This is a genomic window from Paenibacillus sp. YAE3 (assembly GCF_057546105.1).
The window spans coordinates 181,090-199,800 of the sequence record NZ_BAAIYF010000004.1 but is presented as its reverse complement, the minus strand read 5'-3'; the positions used below and the strand labels follow the sequence as shown (position 1 = coordinate 199,800).

The window sequence follows — 18,711 nt, the reverse complement described above, 5'->3', positions numbered from 1 at the left end:
CGCCTACTCCGTCATTTCTTTAAGCGCCTTCACCGCGTTATCCATATGCTTCGAGGACACCGGGATGGTGACGAACAGCTTGTCAGGCGTATATTTCAAATCCTTGAACATCTTCATGTCCTTCACGGGGATCCCGTAAAGATGTTCCGTTTTGTCGATCGTTTTATCATCCTTTTCTTCCATGCTCGCAAATACGCCTTCCGGATATGTTTTCGGGTCGAAATGGTCGTCCAGCACCACATGGCCTCCCATTTTGCCGTAATTTTTCATGTCCTCTTCAGGCAAAATCATGATGTCGTGGCCGCCCGCGGCATATTCGACCATCAGCTTTTCCGGATTGTACAGCGGACTTGCGATCACTTCGACCTTGATCTCCTGGCCCAGACGTTCCTGCAGCGCTTTCTCAAGCGGCTCGGCGACTTGGGTGGGATCGGACTTGTCGTCGATCATGAAAATCGACAGGTCCGGCTTTTCCTTCCCGCAGCCCGCAAGCATAAAAACAGCGAAAATAACCAGCATGAGTTTACCGTACGCCTTCACTCTCTGCTCCTCCTCTATTCTCCAATAGGTTCAATATATCATACCTGGGAGAGACAAAAAAGCGGCCCCTTCATAAAGGCCGGACAGCAAAAATCCCCTCCCGGGGCAAGAGGGAAATTCACCGGAATGAACTTCCTTCTCCTGCGCCCTGAAGGGGACGGGATAAGCGTAGCGACTGGATGTCTGCAAGCTTTTTTAAGGCTTACGATTTATTTTTCTTCGGGCATGATGATTTCATGTATTCGTTGATTTTGAGGTCGAGCAAGCTGCTGATTTCGATCACGACTTCCGAGGTGAAGGATTGTTCCTGCATGAAAATCTGTTCCATCTTGTTGCGGAGCATCAAAATTTCGTCTTCCAAGGAAATATTCTTCGCAGAATCCGTCGTTTTGGCCGACCAATCACCGCGCTGATCGCCTTCGGCAATGTAGTCGCCGCGATATGAGGGCAAATCATATTCGGCACAGAACAAAGGTAACCCCTCCCTGGTAAGTCTTTTCTTGCTCCCGAAGCAAAATTATAACATATAAATCGATAAAAGAAAGTGAATAATTTGTTAAATTATTCAAAATCAGTATAAAACCCTGATACAGGTTTTGCAAATATCCATAGGAGCGGCCTTCAGACCAGAAGAAAAGAACATCGTGTACAAGGAAGGCTTACAATATAATAACCAGAAAATTCCTAAAATGAAACTTTTTTTATGACTCCTGCTTGAGCTTGTGCAAAAATTTTCCGATCCGGTCAAGCGCTTCGGTCAGCTGGGCAACGGAAGTGGCGTAGGAGCAACGCAAAAATCCTTCCCCGCTCGCGCCGAAGGCCGTTCCGGGAACCGCCGCGACCTTCGCCTCCAGCAGCAGCCGGTGCGCGAATTCTTCGGAGCTCAGTCCTGTCGAAGCAATGCTCGGGAACGCATAAAACGCGCCCTGCGGCTCGTGGCAGGAAAGCCCGATATCCTGGAAGCCCTGGACGATCAGGCGCCGGCGCTGATTATAGGACTCGACCATCCGGTCCTTTTCCTCCATGCCGTGCTTCAGTGCCTCCAGTGCGGCGACCTGGCCCATGACGGGAGCGCACATAATCGTGTACTGGTGGATTTTCAGCATGGCTGCGATCAGGTCCGGGTGGGCGCAGACATATCCCATCCGCCAGCCGGTCATCGCAAACGCCTTGGAAAAACCGCTGACCAGGATGGTACGGTCCATCATGCCCGGAATGGACGAAAAGCTGACATGCTTTTGGCCGTAGGTCAGCTCGGCATAAATCTCGTCGGCAATGACGATCAGATCGTGTTTTTCCACGACTTTCGCGATCGGGAGCCAATCCTCGTAGGTCATGATGGAGCCGGTCGGATTGCTTGGATAGCAAAGGATCAGCACTTTGGTTTTCGGCGTGATTTTGGCTTCCAGCGCTTCGGCCGTCAGCTTGAAATCGTCCTTGGCATAGGTTTCGATGCCGACGGGAACGCCGCCCCCGATCGAAGTGATCGGAGAATAAGGCACGTAACAAGGTTCCGGAATCAGAATTTCGTCCCCGGGAACGATCAGCGCCCGCAAAGCCAAGTCAATCGCTTCGCTGCCGCCGACGGTCACGATAATTTGATCCTTCGGATCGTACGCGACCTTGAAATTGTCGTTCAAATAGTCCGAAATCGCTTCACGGAGTTCGATCATCCCCGCATTGGAAGTGTACGCGGTCATTCCGCGTTCCAGGGAATAAACGCAAGCCTCCCTGACATGCCAAGGCGTCGTGAAGTCGGGTTCGCCCACGCCGAGGGTGATGATATCCTTGCTGCCGTTCGCCAGGTCGAAAAACTTGCGGATGCCCGACGGCGGGATATTTCTGACTAGCGGGGACAAATACGTTTCCATCGATTTGACTTGCTGTTGTTTGGTATCTTCATTCACGATCATGACACATCTTCCTTTACGGCGAGACTATGAGACGGTTATCTTCTTCACGGTCCTCAAAAATAATGCCGTCCTGTTTATATTTTTTTAAAATAAAGTTCGTTTTCGTCGACAATACCGAATCGATCGGCGACAGCTTCTCGGAAACGAAGTTCGCCACTTCCCTCAGATTGCGTCCTTCCACTTCGACGAGCAGGTCGTACGCTCCGCTCATCAAATAAACGGACTTCACCTGCGGGTACAAATAAATGCGCTCCGCGATTCCTTCAAAACCGCGTCCCCGCTCAGGGGTGATCTGCACTTCGATCAGCGCCGTCACGGTTTCTTCCTCAATTTTGCTCCAGTTGACGACGGCCGCGTATTTAACGATGACATGGTCCGCCTCAAGCTCGGCAATCGCCTCTTTCACCGCCTCCTCGTCCACGCCAATCAAGGTGGCGAGAAGTTTTGGGGATCGTCTCGCGTCCTCATTCAGCAGGTCGAGGACTTTCAGCTTCAGTTCGGTAAGTTCTTTCATAAGTATCCTCCAGCATTCGTTTCGCGGGTTGCTTACAAAACATGTCATACCCGGGAAAGAGATTAATACTAATATTACAATACTTTAGGGTGCATGCAAAGAAAAACCGTCTCCACGGCGTGGGCCGAATTTGAGACGGTAAAATTGTGCCATGCCTCTTGCCCCGCCCTTTTCCATCACATGTTTGAGCAGGCGGGAAGCAGGTTATGTTTTACATGTAGTAAGGATTTTGAGCGTTTTGCTGCGGAGGCTGGATTTGCGCGGCCTGCGCGTATTGCCCCATGTTGGACGTTTTTTGCTGCACGAATTGCCGGGTTTTTTGCTGCGTGTTCCGCGCACTCTGAACCTGCTTGTCGAGATCCTGGCGCAGGGCCTTGGAGGAAGTCGAGTACATGTTGAGCTGCTTCATCAGGTTATAAAGTTCGCCTTGCATGCGGAGCGTATCGTTGGTCAGCTGCGTGAACAGGTTCCGAACGGCCGGGCAGGAGGATTCCGTCGTCGCCGTCGTATATTCCCTTACCGTCCGTTTCAGGTCTGCGAGGATGGTGTAGAGCAGGTCCTCATCCTGCATAAATGCGGAATTGCCGGATTGTTGATAATACATCTATGCGTGCCTCCTTTGGAATTTATTGCTGCGGCTGCGTCGGCGCAAGCGGCTGATGCTGCTGCAGCGCTTGGACGAGCAGGTCCAGATGATGGTCCATCGAGCGGATATATTGCTGCAGAGCCTGCTGAATCGTCGGGTTTTGGGTCGTAGCGCACGTCGCGGCGCACTGCTTGATCAGCAAATCTTCATTGGATATCGAATCGACGATATACTCCAGCTCTTTGCCGGTGATCGGCTGCATTTGACCGGATTGCATAACGTTTTGCCTCCTCTGGGGATATTTAACTCGTGCTTATTATATCCCGGTCATTTTTTTCTATGTGCAGCCGATAAACGGCATGAGATCGAGAAATACTGAATTGGGAGCAAACGAGGCTGGTATCTCAAGGGAAAGGAGCGAAAAACGATGATCTTGAACAGCGGAAATCCGGCATGGCCCCATACGCTGAAGCCCGCACCCGAATATCCCGCGCTGGATCAAGACGTGGATTGCGATTTCCTCATCGTCGGCGGCGGGATGAGCGGCGCGATGATGGCCTATCAACTCGCGGCGCGCCGTCAGAACATCGTACTGATCGACAAAAGAAACATCGGGGGCGGCAGCACGGCGGCCAACACCGGTTTGCTTCAAAGTTCGAACGACAAATCCCTGACGTCCATGATCCACACCTTCGGCGAGGAGATCGGCGTCGCTTTCTATAAAAAGTGCGAACAAAGCATCCGCCAAATCCGGGAGATTTGCGCCAAGCTTTCGCCGGAACTGGAGTTCGTCCCCCGCAGCAGCCTGTATTTTGCCAGCAGCGAAGACGACGTGGAAATGCTTCGGGAGGAGTATCAAACGCTTAGAAAATACGGTTTCCAAGTACAGTACTGGGATAAACAAGAGATCGGAAAACGCATGCCTTTCACGAAACCGGCCGCGCTCTACAAGGACGGCGATGCGGAAGTCAATCCTTACCGCCTGGTTCATGCTTTGGTTAAAGCCGCGGCGGAGCAAGGAGCCGACATCTACGAACAGACCGAAGCGGTACACTTCGAATTCGCCGAGCACGGGGTCACTTGTTATGCGAACGGCAAGAAAATCCGCGCCAACAAAGTCATTTTTTCGATGGGGTACGAAACGCAGGAATTGAAAAAGGATAAAAACGCCGTCATCAACGTTTCTTACGCGATATTGACCAAACCCGTCGGCGATTTGTCCGATTGGCATGAACGCTGTTTGATTTGGGAAACGGCAAGGCCTTATCTCTATATGCGGACGACCCCGGACAACCGCATCGTGGCGGGCGGACTGGACGAGTCCCCTCCGGCCCCGGAGAAACGCGAAGCCCGCCTCCTGCACCAGACGAAGATGCTGATTGAAGAAATCCGCAAGTTATTTCCCGCTTACGCCCGCCTCGAAGCGGATTACGCGTGGGCTTCGATTTTCGGGACGACCCATGACGGAATGCCGATGGTCGGCCCGCACCCGGATTACCCGAATTGTTATTTTATCGAAGCGTACGGCGGCAACGGCACCGTCTACTGCATGATCGCCGCGGATTTGCTGGGGGACGAGCTCACGGGCCGGCCGCGCCCGGAACTGAACATGTTTTCCCTTCAGCGGAGCAGCAAACCTTCGCCGTCCGACTCGTTGACGATTCGTTGACATGGAAAAGCAGGCCAACGTCATCTGTTGACATCGCCTGCTTTTTCCATTCCCAACATAATTTCGATGCGGGTTCCCCGGCCAAGCTCGCTGTCCACATCGATTTTGCCTCCGTGAGCCTGGACGATATCGTGCGCGATGGCCAGGCCCAGGCCCGAACCCTTGTGCAGCTCGCCCGTATTGGTCCCGCGATAATACCGGTCGAACACGCGCTCCAGTTCTTCCTCCCGGATTCCTTTGCCCTGATCCTCCACGACGATGGAGACCGTTCCGCCGTGTTTCTCTACGCTGACTTGAACGGCCGTATCCTCCGCATTATGAACGACCGCATTATAAATCAAATTGCTCACGGCCCGTCGGATCAAAATCTCGTCCACATCCATGATGACCATCTCGTCGCTGTACCGAAAATCGATGTTTCGGCTCCCGTAGCGCGCATCGTTCAGCATGTCGATGACGGTATTCCGGACAAGGCTTACGAGATTCGCCTGTTTTAGGTTGAGGGATATGTTTTTGTTTTTCAGGCGGGTCGACAGGTTCAAATCCTCGATGACGTCTTTGAGGTACAGCGACTTCCGCTCGATCACTTCCGCATACTCGCGCATCTCTTCGACCGTAAACTCGTAGTCCTTGTCCCTCATCATCTCCGCGTATCCTTGAATCGATGCGAGCGGCGTTTTGATGTCATGCGTGATGTTCGCGATCCACTCCTCTTTCATCCGGTCCAGCTTTTTTCGTTCCGCTTCGCTTGCGCGCAGTTCCTCGCTTAACACGTTTACGTTATAAAACACGTCCTTGTAGATGCCCTTGGCTTCATACCGGATCCGGTAGTTTTTATGGGCCAGCTGCTTAATCCCGTCAATCAGGGCGTGAAGCGGCCGGGTTAACCTTTTGCCGAACAGGTAAGCGATGCAAAGCGCGATGAAGCCGTCGACGCAAAGCACAGTCAGGATTCCGATCTGCAGGAAGCGCCCCACGGACCGGATATCGTAAGTTAATATGTTTCGTTCCAGATAAGGATCTTGGAAGCCGATCAAATAGCTGTAGCGTTTGCCGTCGATCTCCTTTTCCCCGATAAAAACCGTCGACATCAGCTCTTTTTCCATATACTTGTAAGTCTGGACGATGTCCAGCGGCGTATATTTGGTTTTGGCCCCGGACGGTACGAGATAGCCATAAACCTGCCTGCCGTTATCGTCCAAAATTTGAATCCAGGCGCCATGGCCCTCCAGCGTTTTCTTTCCCTGCTCAGTGATGGCCAACCCCGATCCGGAAACGACGATCTCTTGGGCGAATGAGCGTGTGATGCCCTCGGCCGAATCTTCTCCGTATTTGAGCGGGGATTTGGGGGATACGTTATGGTATACATACAACCCGGCCAAAATCAGGAAGTTGATGAAAATGACGATGACGACGATCAGGACGACGGATGCCAAGTACCTGCCGGTCAGCCTCCATTTCATCGTTTCGTTTCCTCCAGGGCAAGCTTGTACCCGAGTCCCTTCACCGTCACCAAAAACTGCGGATTCGAAGGATCTTCCTCGATTTTTTCCCTCAGCCGCCGGACATGGACCATGACCGTATTGTCGTATCCGAAGGATTCCTCTCCCCATACTTGATCGTACAGGCTTTCTTTGCTGATGATCCGGTTCGGGTGCTTGAGCAGATGGGTAAACAGCCCAAGCTCCTTCGGTTTGAGTTCGATGATTTCGCCGTTTTTTTTCAGTTCGAATGTTTGTTCGTTGAGCTCGAACGGGCCTGCTTTCAGGATGTGGTCCTTTTTCTCCTTCTCCGGCATGGCCTCCGCTCTTCTAAAACGGGCTTTGATCCGGTAAGCCACTTCCTTCGGGCTGAACGGCTTGGTGATGTAGTCGTCGCCGCCGATGGCAAATCCGAGTATTTTATCGATTTCCTCGGTTTTGGCCGACAAAAAGAAAATCGGCACGTTCGAAACGCTCCGGATTTGTTTGCAGACGTCATACCCTTCGCCGTCCGGGAGCATGATATCCAAAATAACGAGATCGGGTTGCTTGTCCTGAAACTGGAGCCAGCCTTCGTTCGCCGTAGCGGCGGTATGTACGTGCTCGAATCCTTCCTTGATCAAAACCGTTTTCAGGAGCCTCAAAATATCTTCTTCATCGTCCACGATCAGTATTTTTTGGCTTAGCGACAATTCCGTTCGACCTCCTATTCTAACAATGCGGAACAAAAAAACCGCGAGGCCGCTCCCCGCGGCCTTGCAGTATCATCTTCCCCGCCCTGCCGATTACTATAACCATATCTTGAATCCGGCGTTTTGGCTAGCGGCTCGCTTGATCTTAATTTTCGGCAAAAAATTTCGCCATCGGGTTGGCCGTCTTTTTGTCGGACTCGATTCGACCTGCCTTGTCCAAGACGTAATATTGATAAAAATCGCTGCTAAAACTGATCGATTTCAGCATCTGCTCCCCAAACGGTTCGACCGCGTTGCCGTTTAGGGCGTCACCGTTCCAGAAGAAATGCAGGAGCAGGCGGTTTTGATTGTATGGATGTTTAATGACATAAGCGCCTGAAGAAGCTTTTTGGTTCATCTTGCTTTTCCAGTCGAAGCCGAGGGCCTTCGATTTCTGTATGATGCCGGGTTTAAGCGCCTGGATGAGTCCGTTCGTTTTCGTGCTGCCGATGGCAATGATATTGCTGCTTGGCAGCTCCTTTTTCAGCTTTTTCTTAAGTGTTTGCCGGTCGGAAATGACCTCGTATGGAATGCCCATAATCCCAAGCGTCCCTTCAAGCTGCGCCAGGATCGTCTGCTGCTGCTTTTTCGCTTGGCTGCCGGCCTGGTCGCTCACCACGATCGTCAGCGGTTCGCCCTGCAGCGCCTTATCCAAGATGCGGCTCATCGTTTCCGCCGGAAGATTCGCAACTTGGGACAGGGAAGAACGGTACATGGTTTTGAACTGCTCACGCCAATACGCGGCTGCTTCCGCCTCGGACAATAGATATTCGGGCTTCAGGACAAAATGCGGATCATGGAGCGCCTCGTCCATTTCCTTTCGGGCCTCATCGCCGAGCGTATCCTGGATCGTCTGCAAAAGCCCTTCGATCGTCGCGTTTTTGAACTCGTACCGTTTGAAATATTCTTTCATGAACGTGTCGAATTTCTCTTCGCCCACGGTCCGGTACAGCTGGTAGATGGCCTGGCGTCCTTTATTGTAAAAGGTTGGACTCTGCAAGTCTCCTACTTCCGTATTGGTTCCGGCGATCGGCTTATCTATGGAAGACAAATCGTCGATTTGGATCGATTTGAACCCGTTCAGGTCGTCCCCTTGTTTTTCCGCAAAATAAACCTTCGAAAAATCGGCAAATCCTTCATCCAAAAACGATTCGTTCTCCGAGTTGTTGCCGATCAGGGCATGGAACCATTGGTGTGCGATTTCGTGCACAAACACATAATCATGCGCAGGATCGCTATTCCGCGCGATTTGTCCCATTTGAATGACCCGGGCAAACTCGACCGCCACCCCCTCTACGTACGACTCCGCGATCCGGAACTCAGGGTAAGGGTATTTCCCGTATTTTTCACTAAAAAATTGAATCGCCTTAAACGCGGTGTCGATGTATTCATCGACGATTTTTTTCTTGTCCGCCATATTGTCGAAATAATAATATTCAACCGTCAAGCCGTCACGCGTCATGCTCTCAACCTTATAATTCGGGCTGGCAAAAAAGACGAATTCCCGGGTGTTGTCCGCCACGGCAGACACGATTTTCCGGCCGGGCTCCTGCGGGTCCGCCTGCGTGGAGATCGTACCCGGCATCAGCACCCGGTAGGAATCGGGCACGTTGAAATGAACTTCGAAATCCGAGGAGTCGTAATAATCGGTTTCGAAGATTTTGCTGTACGGCGTTTTATCCCACTCATGCTTCTCCTTGTCATAGACCGACATGACCGGGAACCAATGTGCGCCATTGACGATATCCTTGTAGTAGGACAGGCGCTGCATGCCGAAAGGAATGTTCACCTCAAAGCCGATTTCTGCTGTTACCGCTTCCCCTGGCCTTAGCTCCTGCTTCAATTCAACGGTCAGAGCCTGATTGCTGTTTTGGTAGGCCAATGCTTCCCCACCCGCCGACGCACTCAAGATGTCGATGCCTCCAAGGAAATCCTCCGCCTTTTTCTCCGGATGCTCCTTCCGGATCTCCTCGTTGTTTTGCTCAAACATCTAAGTTTGGGTCCCTTTGGACCGGTTGGCATCGGCAAACGTATGGAAGACGATCTTCCGCAGCGTATCTTTGGACGTGTTCCGGTACGTGACCGTTTCTCTCCCTTGGATGCGCATATTTTTTTCGTCGAGCCTAGCGTCAATCCGGTACGCGACTTGGGTGTGTGCATGCGCCTGCGCAGCCTCTACGGAATCCGCGGATGCCGCTGGCGGCGCGGCCAGAACATGACCGGCGCTGGCCAGCGGGCAAGCTGCAAGCGTAAATGCGAGCGAATAAGCCAGCGTTCTTTTGTATATGGTTTTAAAGGCCGTTTTTTTCATCGTTTTCTCTCCCTTGATCCAAAAATAAGATTGATATTTATGAAAGATCTCACGCGGCGCAGGTCCCTATTTCCCGGCTGTTTCCAGCTTTCGTTTTGCCCCCTCGGGCAGCTCCGCGGCCTGCACCTCCTGGTAGGAGCTGACTTCATCCCCTTTCACATAGATTCGCAGGTATGCTTCTTTGCGCAGTTCTTTGAATGCGGTAAAGGTCAGGCTTTTTTCCTTCCCGTCAGCATCAAACCCCTCCAGGGTGTATTCGTAAGAAACATATTTTTGTCCACTGTCCGACTTATCTTCCACTTTCTTTCCTTCTTGGTTCACCTGAACGTAATATTGGTGCGCGCCCAGGCGGTTGATATTCACGTTTTGGATGAATACGACAAATCCGACCAGAACGGCCAAAACGACGATTGCAACGATCCAGCCTTTTTTCATTCGATTCGCTCCTTACTTCACATTCGTGACGATTTTGTAGTAGCTGTTGACGGTCAACAGATAATAGACCAAATAAATGCAGACATAGATCCCCATGCAGCTGACGACCGGAACGACCAGGCTGGTCATCATCAGCTTCGATAAAGCCATCAGCGCGACGGCGCAATGGGCGATGCCGAAGGCAAGCGGAAGCGCGAAAATAAACAAGACCTGCTTGGCTACCGTTTTGCGGATTTCCCTCTTTTTGACGCCGATTTTATGCAAAATCAAATAACGGGCTTTATCGCTGCTGGCTTCCGTCAGCTGTTTGAAATAAATGATGCTGCCTGTCGCGGCCAGGAAAACCAAACCGAGAAACCCGCCCATAAACATCAGCAAGCCGCTGGATTCCATCCCTCGCGCATATTGGTCGTAAAAGCTCGAAAGTTCCGCTTTCTCCGGCAAGATGCTTTGCAGCTGCCCGGTCAGTTCCTTCGCCTTGTCCTGGCGCGAAATGCCGTAAGCTTCAATCGTAGTCGTTTGGGCCTTCGGCTGAAGGGCCGCAAACATCTCGTCGCCGACGACGATGGTCGAGTAGACCGTGCCCAGGTTCAACACGGTGTACTCTTTGAGCGCTTTGAACCGGATGGCTTCGTTGATGCCTTTTCCCTGCAGCTTGACCGTCGAACCCACGTAGTCCGGGGAAATCCCCTCCATGTACGCCGGATCCAGCACCGCGGCTTCGCTTCCTTCAAGGCTGACGAAGTCGTCCCGGCCTTGCAGTTTGGCCAATCGGTTAAAATCGCGGCTGGCAATCACGCTGTACGTTTGCTCCATCGAACCTGCGTTTTGCTTCAGGCCGGAGATGTCGGCATCCACTTCAAGAACAGGAACGGACTCGTGGTAGAGCACCTTATGGCCCGCAGCCTGCTCGATCGCCTGATCGGCCTTGGCGGTTGTTTTTCCGTCCACGCCGATAAACGTAAAGCTGTTCGGATTCGCCATCTCCGCGTTCATCCGGTTGTTGTAGTACAAGCTGTACGCCGTTCCCACCGCCGTCAGCGTCGTCGCGCTCAGCACCGCAATGACGGTCAGCGTGCGGGCATTCCCTTTCATCCGGTACAACAGCTGGGACGTGCCGATCAAATTCAGGCCCTTCCAGTAGCTTTTTTTGTTTTTGCGCGACAGCTTCAGCAGCGTTACGGTCAACGTGTTAAACAACAGATACGTGCCCAAAATGACGGTGATCAAAATGACCAGCGGCGTCAGCATCAAACCAAGCGTTGCCCAAGCTTTTGACGTGACCAGGTTTTGCAGCGCGAGCCAGTAGCCGAAACCGATAAGGATAACGGACAGCAGAGCGATCAGGACGGAAGACTTTGGTTCCTTTTCGTGCTCTTGATCCGCATGGAACAGCTCGATCAGTTTGAACCGGTAAATCAACCGATAACCCTGAACCGACGTCAAAAGCGTAATGGCCATAAACACGATGACCGTATTGACGATCGCGGCCGGGGAGATGGAAAAGTTCGCTATGACGCCGTAACCCATGACCTTCATTAAAATCATGACGAAAAACCGGCTGAGCACGAAACCCAGCGCGACGCCTACGATCAGCGCCAGGACGCCCATCAGAAAGTTTTCGTAAAAAAGCATCCGCCCGATCTGTTTTTTGCGCACGCCAAGCAAGGAATACAGCCCGACTTCTTTTTTGCGCTTGCGGGTAAAAAACGAATTCGAATACCAGATGAAAATGGCGACGAACACGATCAGCACGACCGCCGCCCCGCTGAAAGCCGAGCTGATTTTCGGCGATCCGTCCGATGCAGACTGAATGGTATTGTCGTATTTCAAAGACACGAAAGTAAAATAAATGACGATGCTGAAAATCATCGATGCGAAATAAAGAAAATAGTTGGTGAAATTTTTCCGGATGTTTTTCCCGGCGATCCTAAACAGCGTCATGATGTTCACCTCCGAGCGATGCCAGCACCTCAAGAATCCGTCCGAAAAACTCCTTCCTCGTTAATCCGTCCTTATGAAGCTCCCGGAACAGCCGTCCGTCGTTGATGAAAATGACCCGCTTGCAGAAACTCGCGGCATAAGCGTCATGCGTTACCATCAGGATGGTCGCTTGGTTCCCCTGGTTAAGCTTGCTTAAGCTCTCGAGCAGACTGGTGGCCGATTTCGAATCAAGCGCCCCGGTCGGTTCGTCCGCCAAAATGAGGCTCGGATTCGCAACGATCGCCCGCGATGCCGCCGCCCGCTGCTTTTGGCCGCCCGAAATATGGTACGGGTACTTATCGAGGATCTGACGGATGCCGAACGTATCGGCGATGGCCTCCACCCGCTTTTCGATCTCTGCCGCAGGTACCTTGGACAGGGCCAGCGGAAGCAAAATGTTTTCCTTGACCGTCAGCGTATCGAGCAGGTTGTAATCCTGAAAAATAAACCCGAGTTTATTCCGGCGGAAATCGGAAAGCTTCTCTTCGTTCATGGCGACGATGTTTTGCCCGTCGATCGTGATTTCCCCGGACGTCGGGGTATCGATCGTGGAGAAAATGTTCAGCAAGGTCGATTTGCCGGCGCCCGAAGGGCCCATGATGCCGACGAATTCGCCTTCTTCGATGCTCAGGTCGATGTTTAGCAGCGCCGTATATTGGTTTCCTTTTGTACCAAAGGTTTTGTTGACGTGTTTAGCTTGGAGGATCGTTTTCATTAGTGTTCTCCTTATATGAATCATTTTTTGGCCTACTTATTTTGGTTCCCTATGCGAGATGCGCTATAGGATGTAGGAATTGATCACAAACCTAATCTTAAAGCCCGAACCTTACAGCGTTTTAATCCCAACCTTACAGCAACCTTAAATTTAAAAATAAAAACAGCCCCAACAAATGGGGCCGAAATTCGCAGCCGATTCGGGCAACTGTGCGGGGATCATCCCGAACAGGCACAAAAAAACCCCGGGACGCTGGTTAAGCGTTACCCGGGGGGCTTGCAATTGGATGTGTTATTTGTTGGTTACGGCCGACTTCTCCGCCTTCAGCAGCTTGCGGACGAATATCCAGCTGGCGATCGGCGACGCGCCGAGGACCAGCATCAGCACCGTAATGGTCAGCGGCGTCTTGCTCACCATCAATACGGCGATAAAAATAAACGTCCCCAGCAGCCGGCCGGCCATCAGGCTCAGCTCGCGCAGGACGACCAGCTCGACCCGTTTCTCCACCGTTTCGTCGCTTGTGCCCATCAGGTCAAAGCCCGACGATATCATCGGCAAAATGTACAGCGGCATAAACACGGACGTTCCGATCCCGAACACGAGCAGCGTGCCGTAGCCGGTTTTCCAGAGCAGCGGGACGATGACGATCCACAGCAGCAGCGCTCCGACAAGCATCCCGGCGCTCCGGAACTTGGGCTTGAACCATTTTCCGGCAAGCCAGTATGTCAGGAGCGAGATGGCGGACGTGATCAAGGTAAACTGTCCCAGCTTGGACTCCTGTTTCGTCGCCACGAAAACGAGCAGGCCGATCAAAAAGGCGAACACGCCTTCGCGCACCCCTTGCGCAATCAGTCCCGGGGCCATAAGCCGCCACGGATTTCCTTTGCTCCGCAGCTGCGCGATCGGTTCCATCCAATGATAGCCGCTGCCGTTTTTCCGCTTTTTCAGAAAAAAGCTTAACACGACGCAGAGACCGTAAATCGCCAGCGAAATGGTAAATACGACCCGGTATCCGCGGTCGCCTTTGAGCCATGTAATCAGCAGCCCCGAGAACCAAGGGCCGACGATGCCGGTCACCGAACCGAGAAGCCCGACCCAGCCGTTGAACAAATCGCGGTTGGCCCGGTCGGTCACTTCGAAATACACCACGTTAAACGAAAGCCAGAAAAGTCCCATCGCAATGCCGAGCAGCAGCCCCAGCGGCCAAATCCACCGGACGGCGTGAGGGCCTGCCCATAAAACGAAAAGATAAAACAAACCCGAAAGAACGATGCCTGCACGCAGGGCGTTCATCTTGTTGTATTCTTTCACCCATTTGCCGCCCAGCCAGAAGGTAAGCCCGACAGCCACCTGCTGGGCGACGGTGAACCAGCCGATCATCGCGTAATCCTGCTTGCTTTTCCATAAGTATACATTCAAAAACGTGCCGGAAAGGGCTCCGGCCAACACGATCAACCCGTTCACGGCCAGCAAAAGCAGCGATTGGCGGTTCAAATGTGCCGTCGTTTTCATAAGTCCCCCCTTTGGATCGCCGGACATGCTCGGTCTTAACATGCCCCAAAGGGAGGGATATCATTTTGAAAATTTCAAACCATTCGGATGCTGCAGATCAGGCCTTTTCCCGGCTTAAATGATCCACCATGCGCAGCCGGTCTTCCTCGGTCAAATTGGTTTCGACATGGAAGCAGCCGGTGCAGATATACATATTGACCCGGAAAGGGGGCTGAATGACCGGGGACTTCAGGGCGCGATATTGAGCGGGTTTAAAGCCGTCTCCCGTCACTTCCTGCGTGCCGGCCAAGATCATGTAATCTCGGCATTTCGGACATTCGGGCACTTCTTCCTGTTCATCCAAAATCTTTTCCACGGTCTCCTCGTAATTCATCAAGTCGTGGCTTTCTTCGAATTTATCCAGCGTACGGATGGAAGGAGGGAGACTGTGACGCATATCCTCTTGCCCCCAAAACGCCGCAGCGTCCTCCTCATCGGCTTCGTCTTCCCAATCCACCTGCTCTTCGGGTTCTTCTTCCTCGTCGCCGAGCTGGATGTTCAGCGTACGGTACCCTTTCAATTCGTTCTGGCAGTGCGGACAGGTATCTTCCGGTCCAATTTCTTCGTCCCAGACGATCTCCGTCTGGCACCAAGGGCAAACGGTCGTTTCCATTGCCATTCATCTCCTCAATGATTCATTAAATAATAGATGCCAACGATAAAAAAGATTAAAGCGGCCACGAATAAAATTCTTATCAGGTTCTTCATGTTATCCCCCTAATAAATGCAAGCGCCGATCACGTAAGACAAGGATACCGAGATCAGCAGGGAAATGATCCCTACCGCGCGGTTATCCTTCCGGATTTCCTCGTCGACCGAAAAAACCGGAGTCAAAAACTCGAACAGCAAATATGCCGCAAACAGCAAAACAAAACCAAAAAACGCCCACTTCATCGTATCGTAAATGGAGGTTTTCGCCTCGATGCTGTACCTCAACACGTTGCCGATGGCGAAAATTTTTCCGCCGGTCGCCAGAGATGCCGCGACATTGCCGCGGCTGATCTCGTTCCAGCAATTATATCTGGCCACCAGCTCGAACAGGTACAAAAATACGATCAAACCCAATATGGCTACCGAAAAATAACCGATCAGAATCCCAAGCGGATGGGAAAGCATCTGATCTACCCAGTTTTTCATCGTCCTGCCTCCTTCATATCTGCCCGCAGCTGCAGCCGGCAGCAACCGGCCGTTTACTTCAGCTCCGCTACCGTCACGCCGGTTCCGCCTTCGCCATAATTGCCCAGACGGAAGCTTTTGACGTGTTTATGCCTGCGCAGATAATCCGTAATCCCTTTCCGCAAGATGCCGGTGCCTTTTCCATGGATCAGGTAAACCTGCCCCAAATTGCCCAGGAAAGCTTCGTCGATGAAGCGGTCGACTTCGATCAACGCCTCTTCGAGATTGGCGCCGCGCAAATCCAGCTCGCTCCGGACATTCTCGTCCCGGGTCCGTTTGACGGTCGTTGCCTGGCGCTGAACCTGCTTGGCTGCCGCTTCATGCGTCTGAACCAGCTCCAGGTCGTCCAGACTGACTTTCATCTTCATGATGCCGAGCTGCACGACGGCTTCCTTCGATCCGGCCAGCTCGACGACATGGCCTTTCTGATTCAGGCTGTACACCATAACCTCGTCGCCCGCTTCGATTTTCCGCGGAGCTTTCGGCGTGTTTCGCGCTCCCGATTTTTTGCGCTGCTGCGGTTCGGCATCCTCCAGCCTTTTCCGCGCGGCGATCAACTTATGCTCTTTGACCGAAGCGCCTTCTTCTTTCGCCAGCTGCCGAAGCTCTCCGATGATTTCCTCGGCTTCGCGTTTCGCTTTGGCAATAACCTCTTTCGCCTCGGCCTGCGCTTTTTCGATGTAGCGGTCGCGCTGCTGCTCGAGTTTCTCCAGCTCCTGCTGATGCCGGGTGCGCAGCTGCTCCATCTCCTGGCGCAGCTTTTCGGCTTGCTCCCGCTCCACTTCCGCGCCAAGGCGGTTTTCCTCGAGGGAAGCGATCATATGCTCCACGCGCTGGTCCTCTTCATTGACCTGGCCGCGCGCAAAATCGAGGATTGGGTGCGGCAGCCCGAGCCGTTCCGCGATCGCAAACGCGTTGCTTCGTCCCGGCACGCCTACGAGCAGACGGTAGGTCGGGCTGAGCGTATTGACGTCGAATTCCATGCTGGCATTGATGACGGATTTCCGTTCATAGGCATAGGCCTTCAGCTCGCTGTAATGCGTCGTTGCCACCATGCGGCAGCCGGTCCGGTGAATGTGCTCCAATATCGCGATCGCCAGCGCGGAACCTTCCGCAGGGTCGGTGCCCGCGCCGACCTCATCCAGCAACACCAGGCTTTTTGGCGTCATGTTTTTCAAAATACGGATGATGTTCGTCATATGGCTTGAGAAGGTACTCAGGCTCTGTTCGATGCTCTGTTCATCCCCGATATCGGCGTAAATGGCGTCGAAGACGCAAAGCTGGCTGCCTTCCTCGGCAGGCACGAACATCCCCGACATCGCCATCAGGCTGAGCAAACCGATCGTTTTCAGCGTGACCGTTTTGCCCCCGGTATTCGGACCCGTCACGATGATCGAGGTGTAAGAGTTCCCCAGCTCGACGTCGATCGGGACGACCTTTTCCATATCGATCAGCGGATGGCGCCCTTTGCGAAGCTTCAGGAACCCCCGGTCGTTCATGATCGGCTTGGAAGCTCTCATGGCATGGGCCAGACGGCCCTTCGCAAAAATAAAGTCAAGCTGGCCGACCAAATCCAGGTCGAACAGCAGCAAATCCGCTTGCTCCCCGACTTTGGCCGTCAGCTTCTGCAAAATGACTTCGATTTCCCGTTCTTCCTTCATCCGGGTCTCGCGAAGTTTGTTGTTCATCGCCACGATCGATTCCGGTTCGATGAACAAGGTCGCGCCCGAACCGGATTGGTCATGCACGATCCCGCCGAAATACGAGCGGTATTCAGATTTTACGGGGATGACGAACCGGTCGCCGCGGATCGTAACCAGCTGATCCTGCAGCATTTTTGCGACGGACGAGGAGCGGATCATGTTATCCAGCTTCTCGCGGATGCGCACTTCGCCGGAACGCAGCTCGCGCCGGATCTGGACCAGTTCGGGACTCGCCGTATCCAGCACCTCCGCCTCATCCGATATGCACGCTTTGATAGCGTCTTCCAGCGTTTTTTGCTCCGAAATGTTTTCGCTGATGCCCGCAAGCAGCGGAAGCGGCTCGTCTTCATTCATTTGGGAAATAAAACGTTTGATGCGTCTTGCCCCATATGTCGTGTTGCTGATCGCCAGAAGCTCGTGGGGATTCAGCGTGCCGCCGATTTTGGCCCGTTTCAGGGCCGCCGATACGTCGCTGATTCCGCCAAAGGTCGGCGTTCCTTTCAGCCGCTCCACAGTATACGCCTCATCCGTGGCCTGCAGCAGCCTTTTGACGGATTCAAGGTCGGTATCCGGCCTTACGTTTTCCGTGATTTGTTTGCCCATGGAGGTCTGGGTATAGCCGGCGCATGTATTTAAAATCTTGCGGTATTCCAATGTATGCAAAATTTTATCGTCCAAGAAATTTCACTGCTCCTCTCATGCATCGGGATGGCCAGAAAACGATAGCTTCTCCATCCGCCTCGATTCTGCAATCCCCATATCGCTCTTATTATATACGAAACGGCTGCGCCTTCGCTATTTGCAAGTCAAACGCTTGATTCCGGATTATTCCGGATTTCCAATAAATCCGGCCAAGCCCGGTACATAACATTTTATAAATTGAATACAATAAACGATGCATACAGAACCCATTTCCTAATGAACGTAAACAGGACGCATTATGAAATGGATTCATATTACGTATCTTTTACGCAAAGGAGGCCAATTGCATGCATTTTCTGGGTCATGTCGTGCGATTTATCGTTTCTGCGATTGTGCTTATGATTGTCGGCTGGATCGTTCCGCAATTTTCCGTGGGTGGATTCTGGAGCGCCCTGCTGTTGGCCCTGGTCATCGCATTGCTTGGCTGGGTCATTGAAGGAATCTTCGGTAAACGAGTCACGCCGTTCGGTCGGGGCATTGTCGGATTTATCGTCAGCGCGCTGGTCATTTACATCGCCCAATTCATCGTTGGCGGCGTCAGCGTCACCATCCTTGGTGCGATCCTTGCCGCTCTCGTGATCGGGATTATCGACCTGTTTATTCCGGTTTCTGCCTTCAACGCAGCCAAAGACCGTAAATAACGCTCAAGCGAAAACACCCCGTTCCATGGAACAGGGGTGTTTTCGTCTCGCCCGGCCCTG

The 18,711-nt window shown here is 52.6% G+C and carries 19 protein-coding genes; 2 read left to right on the top strand and 17 right to left on the bottom strand.

The genetic code is table 11. The features are described from left to right. Positions 1-3: 3 nt before the first annotated feature. From AC27KL_RS09575 to AC27KL_RS09550, 6 genes are all read right to left on the bottom strand, one after another. Positions 4-540 (bottom strand): hypothetical protein, encoded by a 537-nt coding sequence (locus AC27KL_RS09575; RefSeq protein WP_339321922.1) that lies wholly within the window; start codon positions 538-540, stop codon positions 4-6. Positions 541-742: 202 nt separating this feature from the next. Next, positions 743-1,012, bottom strand: a complete 270-nt coding sequence (locus AC27KL_RS09570) for an aspartyl-phosphate phosphatase Spo0E family protein (RefSeq protein ID WP_036708586.1) — start codon at positions 1,010-1,012, stop codon at positions 743-745. A gap of 229 nt (positions 1,013-1,241) precedes the next feature. Beyond that, positions 1,242-2,453 carry an aminotransferase class I/II-fold pyridoxal phosphate-dependent enzyme gene (locus AC27KL_RS09565; RefSeq protein ID WP_339321923.1) on the bottom strand — a complete coding sequence of 404 codons (1,212 nt, stop codon included), beginning with the start codon at positions 2,451-2,453 and terminating at the stop codon, positions 1,242-1,244. 13 nt (positions 2,454-2,466) lie between these two features. Continuing rightward, positions 2,467-2,967, bottom strand: a complete 501-nt coding sequence (locus AC27KL_RS09560) for an Lrp/AsnC family transcriptional regulator (RefSeq protein WP_339321924.1) — start codon at positions 2,965-2,967, stop codon at positions 2,467-2,469. A 211-nt stretch (positions 2,968-3,178) separates the two neighbouring features. Next, a complete protein-coding gene (locus tag AC27KL_RS09555) occupies positions 3,179-3,571 on the bottom strand; it encodes a spore coat protein (RefSeq protein WP_036708583.1) in 393 nt (130 codons plus the stop codon). Positions 3,572-3,593: 22 nt separating this feature from the next. Continuing rightward, the gene (locus AC27KL_RS09550; protein ID WP_212949062.1) at positions 3,594-3,830 is read right to left on the bottom strand and encodes a hypothetical protein; all 237 of its coding nucleotides are present in this window, start codon (positions 3,828-3,830) and stop codon (positions 3,594-3,596) included. A 150-nt stretch (positions 3,831-3,980) separates the two neighbouring features. Between AC27KL_RS09550 and AC27KL_RS09545 the strand changes: the two genes are divergently transcribed. Next, positions 3,981-5,222, top strand: coding sequence for an NAD(P)/FAD-dependent oxidoreductase (locus AC27KL_RS09545; RefSeq protein WP_487169533.1), 1,242 nt, complete (start codon positions 3,981-3,983; stop codon positions 5,220-5,222). Positions 5,223-5,242: 20 nt separating this feature from the next. Here AC27KL_RS09545 and AC27KL_RS09540 read toward each other — a convergent pair whose 3' ends face one another. From AC27KL_RS09540 to AC27KL_RS09490, 11 genes are all read right to left on the bottom strand, one after another. Then, positions 5,243-6,685: a sensor histidine kinase gene (locus AC27KL_RS09540; RefSeq protein ID WP_487169532.1), complete on the bottom strand. Its 1,443-nt coding sequence runs from the start codon at positions 6,683-6,685 to the stop codon at positions 5,243-5,245. After that, on the bottom strand, positions 6,682-7,395 hold the full coding sequence (locus AC27KL_RS09535; protein ID WP_487169531.1) for a response regulator transcription factor: 714 nt from the start codon (positions 7,393-7,395) through the stop codon (positions 6,682-6,684). Before AC27KL_RS09535 ends, AC27KL_RS09540 begins: the two co-directional genes overlap by 4 nt. A 145-nt stretch (positions 7,396-7,540) precedes the next feature. Next, positions 7,541-9,424, bottom strand: coding sequence for a M1 family metallopeptidase (locus AC27KL_RS09530; RefSeq protein WP_487169530.1), 1,884 nt, complete (start codon positions 9,422-9,424; stop codon positions 7,541-7,543). Further along, positions 9,425-9,745, bottom strand: a complete 321-nt coding sequence (locus tag AC27KL_RS09525; protein ID WP_487169529.1) for a hypothetical protein — start codon at positions 9,743-9,745, stop codon at positions 9,425-9,427. Positions 9,746-9,811: 66 nt separating this feature from the next. Next, complete coding sequence (locus AC27KL_RS09520) at positions 9,812-10,180, bottom strand: YxeA family protein (protein ID WP_487169528.1); 369 nt, start codon at positions 10,178-10,180, stop codon at positions 9,812-9,814. Positions 10,181-10,192: 12 nt separating this feature from the next. Continuing rightward, the gene (locus tag AC27KL_RS09515; protein WP_487169527.1) at positions 10,193-12,124 is read right to left on the bottom strand and encodes an ABC transporter permease; all 1,932 of its coding nucleotides are present in this window, start codon (positions 12,122-12,124) and stop codon (positions 10,193-10,195) included. Next, positions 12,111-12,878, bottom strand: coding sequence for an ABC transporter ATP-binding protein (locus AC27KL_RS09510; protein WP_487169526.1), 768 nt, complete (start codon positions 12,876-12,878; stop codon positions 12,111-12,113). The genes AC27KL_RS09515 and AC27KL_RS09510 overlap by 14 nt, the downstream gene beginning before the upstream one ends. A 291-nt stretch (positions 12,879-13,169) precedes the next feature. Then, complete coding sequence (locus tag AC27KL_RS09505) at positions 13,170-14,390, bottom strand: MFS transporter (RefSeq protein ID WP_036708557.1); 1,221 nt, start codon at positions 14,388-14,390, stop codon at positions 13,170-13,172. A gap of 97 nt (positions 14,391-14,487) precedes the next feature. Continuing rightward, positions 14,488-15,042 (bottom strand): hypothetical protein, encoded by a 555-nt coding sequence (locus AC27KL_RS09500; protein ID WP_339321934.1) that lies wholly within the window; start codon positions 15,040-15,042, stop codon positions 14,488-14,490. Between the two features lie 104 nt (positions 15,043-15,146). Further along, the gene (locus tag AC27KL_RS09495) at positions 15,147-15,566 is read right to left on the bottom strand and encodes a DUF350 domain-containing protein (RefSeq protein WP_339321935.1); all 420 of its coding nucleotides are present in this window, start codon (positions 15,564-15,566) and stop codon (positions 15,147-15,149) included. Positions 15,567-15,619: 53 nt separating this feature from the next. Beyond that, positions 15,620-17,986 (bottom strand): endonuclease MutS2, encoded by a 2,367-nt coding sequence (locus AC27KL_RS09490; RefSeq protein WP_487169525.1) that lies wholly within the window; start codon positions 17,984-17,986, stop codon positions 15,620-15,622. Positions 17,987-18,297: 311 nt separating this feature from the next. On the opposite strand from AC27KL_RS09490, the gene AC27KL_RS09485 reads away from it, so the two are divergent. Further along, entirely contained in the window at positions 18,298-18,651 is a 354-nt protein-coding gene (locus AC27KL_RS09485; protein WP_081992225.1) for a phage holin family protein, read from the top strand. Positions 18,652-18,711 lie beyond the last annotated feature (60 nt).